9 protein-coding genes are annotated in these 9,996 nt (G+C 28.8%); 1 reads left to right on the top strand and 8 read right to left on the bottom strand.

The genetic code is table 11. The annotated features are described in order from the left end of the window. Positions 1–161: 161 nt before the first annotated feature. Genes fliS through KJQ99_RS07395 form a run of 8 tightly spaced genes read right to left on the bottom strand, consistent with a single transcriptional unit; the run spans position 162 to position 8,818 of the window. On the bottom strand, positions 162–533 hold the full coding sequence (gene fliS, locus KJQ99_RS07430) for a flagellar export chaperone FliS (RefSeq protein ID WP_214116767.1): 372 nt from the start codon (positions 531–533) through the stop codon (positions 162–164). Positions 534–542: 9 nt separating this feature from the next. After that, the gene (gene fliD / locus KJQ99_RS07425) at positions 543–2,861 is read right to left on the bottom strand and encodes a flagellar filament capping protein FliD (RefSeq protein WP_214150422.1); all 2,319 of its coding nucleotides are present in this window, start codon (positions 2,859–2,861) and stop codon (positions 543–545) included. 30 nt (positions 2,862–2,891) lie between these two features. Then, the gene (locus KJQ99_RS07420) at positions 2,892–3,260 is read right to left on the bottom strand and encodes a flagellar protein FlaG (protein ID WP_214116763.1); all 369 of its coding nucleotides are present in this window, start codon (positions 3,258–3,260) and stop codon (positions 2,892–2,894) included. Positions 3,261–3,303: 43 nt separating this feature from the next. After that, positions 3,304–5,124 (bottom strand): menaquinone biosynthesis decarboxylase, encoded by a 1,821-nt coding sequence (locus KJQ99_RS07415; protein ID WP_214150421.1) that lies wholly within the window; start codon positions 5,122–5,124, stop codon positions 3,304–3,306. Continuing rightward, positions 5,121–6,056 carry a hydroxymethylbilane synthase gene (gene hemC, locus KJQ99_RS07410; protein WP_214116758.1) on the bottom strand — a complete coding sequence of 312 codons (936 nt, stop codon included), beginning with the start codon at positions 6,054–6,056 and terminating at the stop codon, positions 5,121–5,123. The genes KJQ99_RS07415 and hemC overlap by 4 nt, the downstream gene beginning before the upstream one ends. A gap of 9 nt (positions 6,057–6,065) precedes the next feature. Next, positions 6,066–7,673 (bottom strand): cation:proton antiporter domain-containing protein, encoded by a 1,608-nt coding sequence (locus tag KJQ99_RS07405; RefSeq protein ID WP_214116756.1) that lies wholly within the window; start codon positions 7,671–7,673, stop codon positions 6,066–6,068. Continuing rightward, complete coding sequence (locus KJQ99_RS07400) at positions 7,673–8,026, bottom strand: heat shock protein transcriptional repressor HspR (RefSeq protein ID WP_214116754.1); 354 nt, start codon at positions 8,024–8,026, stop codon at positions 7,673–7,675. Before KJQ99_RS07400 ends, KJQ99_RS07405 begins: the two co-directional genes overlap by 1 nt. Positions 8,027–8,038: 12 nt before the next feature. Next, entirely contained in the window at positions 8,039–8,818 is a 780-nt protein-coding gene (locus tag KJQ99_RS07395; RefSeq protein WP_214119978.1) for a DnaJ domain-containing protein, read from the bottom strand. 107 nt (positions 8,819–8,925) lie between these two features. Between KJQ99_RS07395 and gpmI the strand changes: the two genes are divergently transcribed. Next, the coding region (gene gpmI, locus KJQ99_RS07390; RefSeq protein WP_214150420.1) for a 2,3-bisphosphoglycerate-independent phosphoglycerate mutase at positions 8,926–9,996 on the top strand (1,071 nt) is incomplete at its 3' end.

The raw sequence follows: 9,996 nt of genomic DNA, 5'->3' as shown, positions 1-9,996 counted from the left end.
TTCTTTTTCAAACTTAACTCAAATTCTTTTTCAAACTTAACTCAAATTCTTTTTCAAACTTAACTCAAATTCTTTTTCAAACTTAACTCAAATTCTTTTTCAAACTTAACTCAAATTCTTTTTCAAACTTAACTCAAATTCTTTTTCAAAACTTATTGATTTTAAAGTTCCATTTGATTTACTTCACGCCAAGCTTCAAGCAAACCATTAGCAACTTTCATAACTTCATCTAATTTAGCAGTGTCACTATCAATTATTACCTTACTAAGTGTGCTAATTTGATGAGAATAAAGCCCTTGTAAATAATAACTAACATCGCCTTGACTAAAGTCTAAATAATTTAATAGCTCAACAAAAATTGCTGTGGCTTTTTTAATATTTTTACATTTGGCTTCTATATCGTTTTTTTCTATGGCTTTTTTGGCACGAGAGCAAAACCTAAGTATGCCCTCGTATAAAAGCTCAATCATTTTCTCATTACTCTCAATTGAAATATTGTTATGAGAATAACTCGCATAAGCATTACTTACCATTTATATTCCTTATTTATTAGCAAATGCTGCATTTGTTAAAGCTGTAATCGTTTGGCTTTGATTATCAAGCTTATTTAAAATAACATCATACATACTTAGTCTAGTAGCTAAAATCTCATATCTTTTCTCAATTTCTTCATTGGTTTTTTTGATTTCTTCATTTAGCTTTTTAACATCATCTTCTAAATTTTTATTATATTTAGTAAGAGTTCCATCAGTGCCTACCATACTATCTAAAGTATCTTTAAATGTTCTAAACACTCCTGTTTGCTCTGTTTTAATAGTTCTTATTGTTTTTTCTTCTAAACCAAGTTGTAATAACTTCTCGCTAGAACCACCTATTTCAAGTGCATTTTTTCCATCACTTGTAATAATAATATTATTTTCTTTACCTAATTTAGCCGTTACACCATCTATTTTCGCATCATTAATAGCTTCAATTAATTTATTTATATACTCTTCTTGAGTTACTTTGCTATCTTGTTCATTTAACTTATCTAGGAATTCTTTTTTAAAGGTAATTTCCTTACCATTTATCTTCAAATCCCCTTCAGCTAAAGCTACTTTTTGACTAATTGTCTTACTTGTAGTGCTTAATTCTTGGTATTTTACGCTACCTTGTAAGAAATTTTTAATTCCTTCGCTATTTTTCTTATAAGCTTCTTCAAATTTTGATTTTTTAAAAGTTAAAATTCCTTTTTCATTAAGCTCAAACCCCATACCAGATAAACTAATTCCATTTGAATCAGTCTTAGTAATCATTGATGATAACATTGTTTTTAGCTTACTTACTTCGCTAATTCCTTGCAAACTTCCTGCTGTTTTTTTCTCTTTATCAAAACCTGTTGAGGTAGCAAGAGAATTAACTATAGAATTATAATTCGTTGTAAAAGTAGTTAAATGCTCTGTTAAAGAATCTAAATCATCGCTTACTTTAAAGTTGGTAATACCTTCTTTTTTAAGAGAAATTTTTGCTCCAATTATTAAATCATCAATGGTATTTGTGCTTCTGCTAATCTCAATACCTTCATAAATAAACTTAGCATCTTGCGCTGTTTGAACATGGTTTGATTTTGCATCAATTCCATCATATTTAGTTTGAGCAGCTTTTACATCTAATTCATTTATAAAATAATTCTCCCTAGAAGTTTCAAAAAATTCTTGAATTCCTTTTTGTTGTTCCGGAGTTAAACTATCAAAATTAGTAGCTTTATTTATACTAACTGCTTTCATTTGATTAGAACTATCTTTGTATGAAATATTTAATTCTTCTCCGGTATTTTTAATATATTCAACCCAGTTTTTTGTTTGTTTTTCTACTTCTTTATTATCTTTAAATTCAGCAAAAACTGCTTTTCTTTCACTATCACTTAACTTAGATAAATCTGTATCTTTATTAATAGTAAATTCAATATCCTTCTCAACAATTGTATCGGTACCATTTGGGTCATTTACAAAAGCTTTATATGTTAATTTTTTTTCACTACTTAATTCAGAAACTTGTTTTTGAATATTTTCTAAGTATCCACTACCACCTAAAATAACTTTAGATGCGTCTAATTGCTCGTTAGCTTTTTTAAGCTCTGTTTTAGCAGCACTAGCATTTGCAGCGTCTAATAAACCAAGCTTTTTAAGAACTGCTTTTGAAAACTCTGCTGCATTAGGGTCGTCAAGTTTAAAAGCACTTCCAAATACTATTTCATTATCAACTCCTGCTTCTTTACTTGTAATCATAAGCCTATAATTATCATGACCTGTATCTAAAACCTTAGTGCTTACAAAATCGCTTAATTTTTTATTGTTTTCATTTGTAGCTGATAGAATTTTGTCATTTAAAGTTTGTAAAGAATCCCCTGAATTTACCTTAATAGTAAATGTTTGTTTATTTACAGTGATTTTAAACTCTGCTTCTTTTAGCATTTCTTTTTGACCATCACTTTTAATAATACCAACATCGTTAAATATGCCATAAGTTTCGCTAGAAAAAGAATTAGTCTGATAAGCATCTTTTGTAGCAAGTTGCTTAACATTAATATCAAAATCACTTACTTTAACACCCTTAGTAGTAGTCATACTAGCACTCTCACCTGTAGCATCTACTTTACTTTTAGAAAATGCTTCTCCTTCTACTAAAGAAGATATATCACCTTTAAAACTGCCTAAAAGTGTTGTTAAATCTGTTAAATCCTTTTGCTTTGCTTGTGTATCAGATAGTTTTTTATTAGGTATTGCTAATAAAGATTTTTGCTCGTTTGCTTTTAAAGCGTCATATTTTTCTTTAAATTGAAATTTATTAGCTCCTGCTATTAATCCTAAACCTGTTCCCATATTTAACTCCTTTTAAATTCTTTAAAGCAATTAACTCTTTTTATCAAAAATAATTCCTATTGCTTCTTTCATACTTTCACTAAGCTTAATTACTTCTTCATTTGGAATTTTACGAATAATTTGACCTGATTTTGTAGCTATTACATCTACATACATTTGATTGATTTTATCGTTATAACCAAATCTTACATCAGTTTGTAACTCTTCCATATTTTCATTTAATTTTTTAATAGATTCATCAAGCTTTTCTTTTGTTATTTCCTTGTTTATTTCTTCATTTTTTTGCTTACCTGAATTTGTTTCAATATGAGTTTGCTCAACTGGGCGCATTTTAGTTGTTTCTGCACTTGCTTTTAGTTGAGTATCATATTGAGAACTCGCTGCTTTAAAAATCTCCATTACTATCTCCTTTTAATAAGCTTTTTTCTAAATCGGCTAAAGTTTAAAAAACTTCATAGCTTTTGAAAAATTTTTCATCATTTTCTAATAATTTTAAATCTATTAATTTATTTATTACATCTTTATCGCAATCAGTTGTGCTAGGCCATTCGCTTAAATAGCCATCTATTTCGCCTTTTGAATACGCTGCAACCAAAATCCCATTATCATCTATTTTAATATCAGTGCTAGGGTCGTAATTATTAAACGCTCTCCAAATTAACATATAAGGATTATTTAAATTAACTCCTTTGTCAAATAAAACAACAATCCCACCTAAGTTATTTTTGCAAGCATTATAAATAGTGTCTAAATTATGCTTTCTATCTAAACTTATACAAGTAATTTGTGTTTTTGCTTCAGGATAGAAAATGTTGTATTCGTATAAACCAAATTCTTTTAAATCATCTAATAAATCTTTAAGATTTGGTTTAAAACTTGTTTTATCCATTTCTTGTTTTTCTACTTTAAAGGTATGAGCTTTATAAGTAGATTTTGAAGTAGCGTCAAGCCCTAACTTACCACCCATACCTAATTTAGTGCTAGAATGATCTAGTTCATCGCATAATCCATAGCTTAATAATAATTTTTTAGGAGAGAAATTATTTAAAATATATTCTGTAATTTTAGGGTAATCATTCAGACTAGGTGCATTCTCATCTACAAAAATAGCATTTTTTACAAAACTCATCTGCCCTACTCCCCAAAATGCGTGCATATTAGCTAATGCTAAGCCATCATAATTGCTTTTTACTTTAGCTAAGATTAGATTATGAAAAACACCATTTTCAGGCATACAATAATCAATCAAATCAGGGCAAGTTGTCTTAAGTAATGGTAAAAATATTCTCTCTGTTCCATACCCCATCCATTTATCTTCAAGTGGAGGTTTACCAACTACGGTTGCATTATAAATTGGCTCATTTTTGCCTGTAATTTTTGTAATTTTCATAACAGGAAAATTACCTTGCGGAGTATAAAATCCCGTATGATCGCCAAATGGACCTTCAATAGCAAAATGATTTACATCAATTTCGCCTTCTATTACAAAATCACTATTACTTGGAACATACAAATCATTAGTATCACATTTAACTAATTTTGCTCCTTGTTTTTTAATAAATCCATAAAGCATTAATTCAAATATACCTTTAGGCAATGGTGCTTGAGCACAAAATATATGAAGTGGGTCATCGCCTATTGCAATAGCTATTGGCATTTTTTTATTTACGGCTTTATATTCGTAAAAGAAATTATTAGCATCTTTATGAAGTTGAAAGTGCATTATCAAATGCCCTTCATCTAATACTTGCAAACGATACATTCCTAAATTATTTTGCTTACCATCAAGACTTTTGGTATAAACCTGACCCATTGTAATAAATGCACCTGCATCTTTTTCCCAAGTTTTAAGGATTGGAATTTGATTTAGAGAATATGTTTTTTGCTTACAAGGTGCGTTTTTGTTTATTTCTCTTTTTGGAGCTATATTTTTTAAAGAAAATAATTTATTTGCAAGGTTTAATTTAGCACCAAATGTAGGTGGAATATGCAGTTTTAATAAGCTCTCAATCTCATCTGCAATCTCATCAGGATTTTTACCTAAAACCAAATTAAGTGCTTTGCTATTTGCAAAAACATTCATAATAATTGGCATATCATAATTTATATTGCCTTTTTTTGGATTTGTAAATAACAAAACTTTTGAATCACTCTTTTTAGCTTCTAAATAAGCTAAATGAGCGATTTCTAACTCAACATCTAAAGGTGTATTTATAATCTTTAAAAGATTTTCTTTTTTTAATTTTTCTATATAATTTTTCATAGCATTTCTTTTAATAATTCTTCATTTTCAGCTAGAATTTCTAAAGCTCCGTGCTTTATAAATTCTTTTGCTAAAACTACCCCAAAATCACTTGCATTTGCTTGGTTAATCTTTCTTTGCATTTTTATAATTTTACTAGCATCAATTAAGCCAATAATCGCATTTACGCAAATAATCTCATCATCAATAAAAGCTGCATTAATTCCTATTGGAGCACCACAACCACCATTTAAAGTAGCAGTAAAATCACGCTCAATTTTGCATAATAATGCTGTTTTAGGGCAATTTAATTTAGATACAAGATTTAACACCTTTTCATCATTAATACTCTCAATCGCAACAGCACCTTGACCTGCTGAAGGTATCATAATTTTTGTATCTAAAATCTCATAATTTAACTCATCTAAAAGATTTAATCTCTTAAGTCCTGCATAAGCTAAAACTATCGCATCAAATTCGCCATCTTTTAATTTTTTAAGTCTAGTTTGTAGATTTCCCCTTAATGAATGAATAGAAAAATCATCTCTAATTAATCTTAATTGCATTTGGCGGCGAAGACTTGTTGTGCCAATTTTTGCACCTTGTTTTAGTTCATTTAATGATTTTTCATTTCCACGAAAAACCACAACATCATTAGGAGTTTCTCTTTTGCAAATACTAGCAAGTTTAAAATCATACGCCAAACTTGCCCCAACATCTTTTAAAGAATGAACGCTAATTTGTGCAAGCCCATCGTGCATTGCGTTTTCTAATTCTTTAATAAATAAATTCTTCCCACCAATTTTTGCTAAAGGAGTATCTAAAATAACATCTCCTTTAGTGCTAAGCTCTAATAATTCTATATTTAAACTAGGCTCAATTTCTTGTAATTTTGCCTTTACAAATTCGCTTTGCCATAAAGCAAGTAATGATTTTCTAGTAGCTATTTTCATATTTTTCCTTTAAGATTGTTGTTTTATTCTGCAAACTAATGCTTCTTGTAAAAGTGTTCTTGCAACCACTTTTTCTTCTTTTACCATTTTGATATTGTCGCCTAAATCTTCAAATATTTTATATTCATCTTTATTTATTCTAATGATTACATTAGCATTTGGGTCATAATCAAGTATTTTTTTACTAACTACTTCTAAGACTTGTTCGTTTGAAATAGTAACGATTACTGCTGCACTTGTTTTAATACTAGCGTTATCAAAACTTGTATTTTGCTCTGCACTAGCATAAAAAACATTTTCTCCCCTACTTTGTCCAAGCTCAACTAAACTCATATCATTTTCTAGCACGATATAAGGAATGCCTTGAGTTTTTAATCTTAGCACAACTTCTTGACCAAGTGAGCCATATCCAAATATTACAAAATGTCCGCTCATTGATTCAATCTTAGGAGCTACGGTAATTATCTCATCATTAGTAATACTTGCAAGAGATTTTATATTTTTTAAAATAAAAGGAGATAAAACCATACTTAAAATTACTGATAAAGTAAGCATTTGAGCTGTATTTGTATCTAGCATTTTATTTGCAACCAATAAAGTAAATATTGCTAAAGCAAATTCTCCAATTTGACTAACGCTTAATGCAGTTTTTAACGAATCACTTTTAGTGCTTTTAAGACTTAATAATAAAAATATACATAAAGTCTTAATTAGCATAATACCAATTGTAAGTGCAATTATTATATACCAATACTGAATGATAATATTTATATTAATTTGAAGCCCAACGGTTATGAAGAAAAATCCTAATAACAAATCTCTAAATGGGATTAAGTCAGCTTCTATTTGGTGTTTAAATTCAGTTTCTGCTATCATCATTCCTGCAATAAATGCACCAAGTGAATATGAAAACCCAAAAAATGAAGCTAAAAACGAAGCACCAACGACAGTGAAAAGTATCGTTGCTATGAATATTTCTTGAGAATTTGTCTTTAATACAAAATAAAGCACCCTGCTATAAATATATTTTCCAATCAAAAATAACAATAAAAGCACAATAAAAGCTGATATTAAAGTCTTAACAACTAAAGTGCTAATTGCAACTCCATCTTGATTGAAAATATCAATCATCAATAATAGTGGAATTACTGCAATATCTTGAAATAATAATATTCCTAAAGCTTTTCTTCCATATCGCTGATTTATGTCTTGATTTTCATTTAGTATTTTTAGAACTATTGCAGTTGATGAAAGTGAAATTGTAAAGCCAATAATTAAAGCAATATCATCAGCTATATTAAATGCGTGGTGCAAAATTACTGCAAACACAATTCCACATATTCCCATCTGTAAAGCACCATTTATAAATACATCGGTTTTCATAGTTAAAAGGTGTTTGATAGAGAACTCAAGTCCTATGGTAAACATTAAAAATACTATTCCAAATTCTGCAATGTGGCTTAATTGTTCTGAAGTGGTTACAAAAAATACTTCTTCAATAATAAAGCCAGTTGCAATATAACCAATAATTGTTGGTATGCTAAATTTTTTAAGCACTACATTTAAAATAATCGCAATAGCACTTGTAATTAAAAATATTTCTAAAAATTCTTGCATTAGCTACTACCTTTATCATCATAAAATATCACATCGTATTTTTGATTTTGTTTAATTAAGGCGTTTTTCTTAGGCTTTTCTTTTAAACCACTTAGCATTTCTTCATAATCTGCTATTTGACTTTTAAGCTCTAAAATAATGCTAACTCCAGCTAAATTTACCCCCAAATCCCTTGTAAATCTTAAGATTAATTTAATTCTATCTACATCTCTTTGCGAATACATTCTAACCTTTCCACAGGTTCTATTAGGCTCAATCAAGCCTTCTCTTTCATATTGTCTTAGAGTTTGTGGATGAATATTTAATTGCTTTGATACTACAGAAATTAAAAATACCGGTTCATCATAGTGCATATTTCCTCCTTTTTATAAATAATCTTTTAAAGCTTTAACTAACTTATCATCAAGCGTATTAATATCAGGTAAAACCACCTTAGCTCTTAAGAATAAATCCCCTTGATTTTTAGAATATGAATTATAAATTCCCCTACCTTTAACACGGATTAATCCACCATTTTTTACATTTTCTTTTAAAGTTACTTTTAAGCCTTGCTCTTTTGGAGTATCAAACTCAACTTTACCACCAAATAAAGCTATTTTTAAAGGAATTTCAAGTTCTTTTGTCAAGTCATCTCCATCACGCTCATACTCTTTTGAATGCTCTATTTTAATAGTTGCTTTTAATGTTAGATTGTCTTTTTGCATAGTTATTTCTTGATTGTTTAATACGCCTGATTTAATCTCTACATCAAAACTAACTCCCCTTACATTAATACTTCTAGTAGTTCCTAAAACAGATTCTAAAAAGCTTATTTTTAACTCAACTTGAGCTGGTTTATTATAAGACCTACTTTGCCCTGCTCCAAAACCAAAATGAGAAAATATATCCTCAAATCCACCACTAAAACCACTTGAATTAAAATTAAAGCCATCAAATCCACCAAAAGAAGGATTATCATAAGCTCTTCTTTTATCTTCATCGCTTAATACTTCGTAAGCTTCGGTAATTTCTTTAAATTTTTCTTCAGCACCCTTATCTTTATTCACATCAGGATGATATTTTCTAGCTAAACTTCTATATGCTTTTTTTATTGTGTCAGTACTTGCGTCTTTTTTAACGCCTAATATGTCGTAATAATTCTTCATCTTTTAATCCTATAATAATAAAAATTTTTGAGTAATATTAGCTAGTTAAGCTTAATAGAGTTTAACCACTTACTATCAACTCTTAAATTATACTTAAAGGAGTAAAAATGCAAAAATGTATATTAGTAATTACCGATGGTATCGGATTAAACGATAGATTAGAATACAATTCTTTTTATCACGCAAAAAAACCAAATTATGATTTTTTAAACCAAAATGCAAAATTTTCAAGACTTAAAACAAGTGGCAATGCAGTAGGTCTTCCAGATGGTCAAATGGGAAATAGTGAAGTAGGACATATGAGTATTGGAAGTGGTAGGGTTATTTATCAAAACCTAGTTAGAATTGATAACGCTATTAAGGATAAAAGCTTAGAAAATATTAGTATTTTAAAAGACTTTTTGAAAAAATATAAAAATATTCATATAATAGGTTTATATAGCGATGGTGGAGTGCATTCAAGTTATATTCACTTTAACGAAATTGCTAAAATTGCAAGCGTTAATAATAATATTTTTATGCACTTAATAAGTGATGGAAGAGATGTTAAACCAAATTCTTTTAAAGATTTTATAAAAAATAATCCAAGTTTTATAACTCCAAGCAGTATTTCAGGTAGATTTTATGCTATGGATAGGGATAATAACTTAGATAGAACAAATGAATATATAAATATGCTTTTTAGTAAAGCAAATAAAAGTGATTTAGAACAATACATAAACGATAATTATGAGAATAAAATTTATGATGAGTTTTTTAAGCCACTTAATCTTGGTTTTGATGGCATTGGTAAAAATGATGGAGTTATTATCATTAATTATAGAAGCGATAGAGCAAGGCAAATTGCAAGTGAGCTGAAAAATCGTTTAAGTAAAAATCAAGTTTTGTGTATGTGTGAATATGATGAAAAACTTGACTTAGGCGTGATTTTTCCAAAAATTGATATTAAAAATACCTTAGCTGAAGTCTTAAGCAAAAATAATTTAAGGCAATTTCACACAGCAGAAACAGAAAAATATGCCCATGTTAGCTTTTTCTTTAATGGCGGGGTAGAGAAAGAATTTCTTAATGAAAAGCGTGTATTAATCCCAAGCCCAAAAGTAAAAAGCTATGATGAATTACCGCAAATGAGTGCTTATTTAGTGTGTGATGAAGTAATTAAGGCTATGAATGATGGT

The sequence above is a fragment of the Campylobacter sp. 2018MI13 genome (assembly GCF_018501135.1).
In the GTDB taxonomy this organism is placed as follows: Bacteria; Campylobacterota; Campylobacteria; order Campylobacterales; family Campylobacteraceae; genus Campylobacter_E.
Note: the sequence above shows the minus strand (reverse complement) of the source record. Positions and strands in the feature narration are given on the sequence as shown.

Excerpts from the sequence above, each read along its gene's own strand:
- hemC (WP_214116758.1), bottom strand. The coding sequence starts at position 6,056 with ATGAAAATAGCTACTAGAAAATCATTACTTGCTTTATGGCAAAGCGAA.
- KJQ99_RS07395 (WP_214119978.1), bottom strand. The coding sequence starts at position 8,818 with ATGAAGAATTATTACGACATATTAGGCGTTAAAAAAGACGCAAGTACT.
- fliD (WP_214150422.1), bottom strand. The coding sequence starts at position 2,861 with ATGGGAACAGGTTTAGGATTAATAGCAGGAGCTAATAAATTTCAATTT.
- fliS (WP_214116767.1), bottom strand. The coding sequence starts at position 533 with ATGGTAAGTAATGCTTATGCGAGTTATTCTCATAACAATATTTCAATT.
- KJQ99_RS07400 (WP_214116754.1), bottom strand. The coding sequence starts at position 8,026 with ATGCACTATGATGAACCGGTATTTTTAATTTCTGTAGTATCAAAGCAA.
- KJQ99_RS07405 (WP_214116756.1), bottom strand. The coding sequence starts at position 7,673 with ATGCAAGAATTTTTAGAAATATTTTTAATTACAAGTGCTATTGCGATT.
- KJQ99_RS07415 (WP_214150421.1), bottom strand. The coding sequence starts at position 5,124 with ATGAAAAATTATATAGAAAAATTAAAAAAAGAAAATCTTTTAAAGATT.
- KJQ99_RS07420 (WP_214116763.1), bottom strand. The coding sequence starts at position 3,260 with ATGGAGATTTTTAAAGCAGCGAGTTCTCAATATGATACTCAACTAAAA.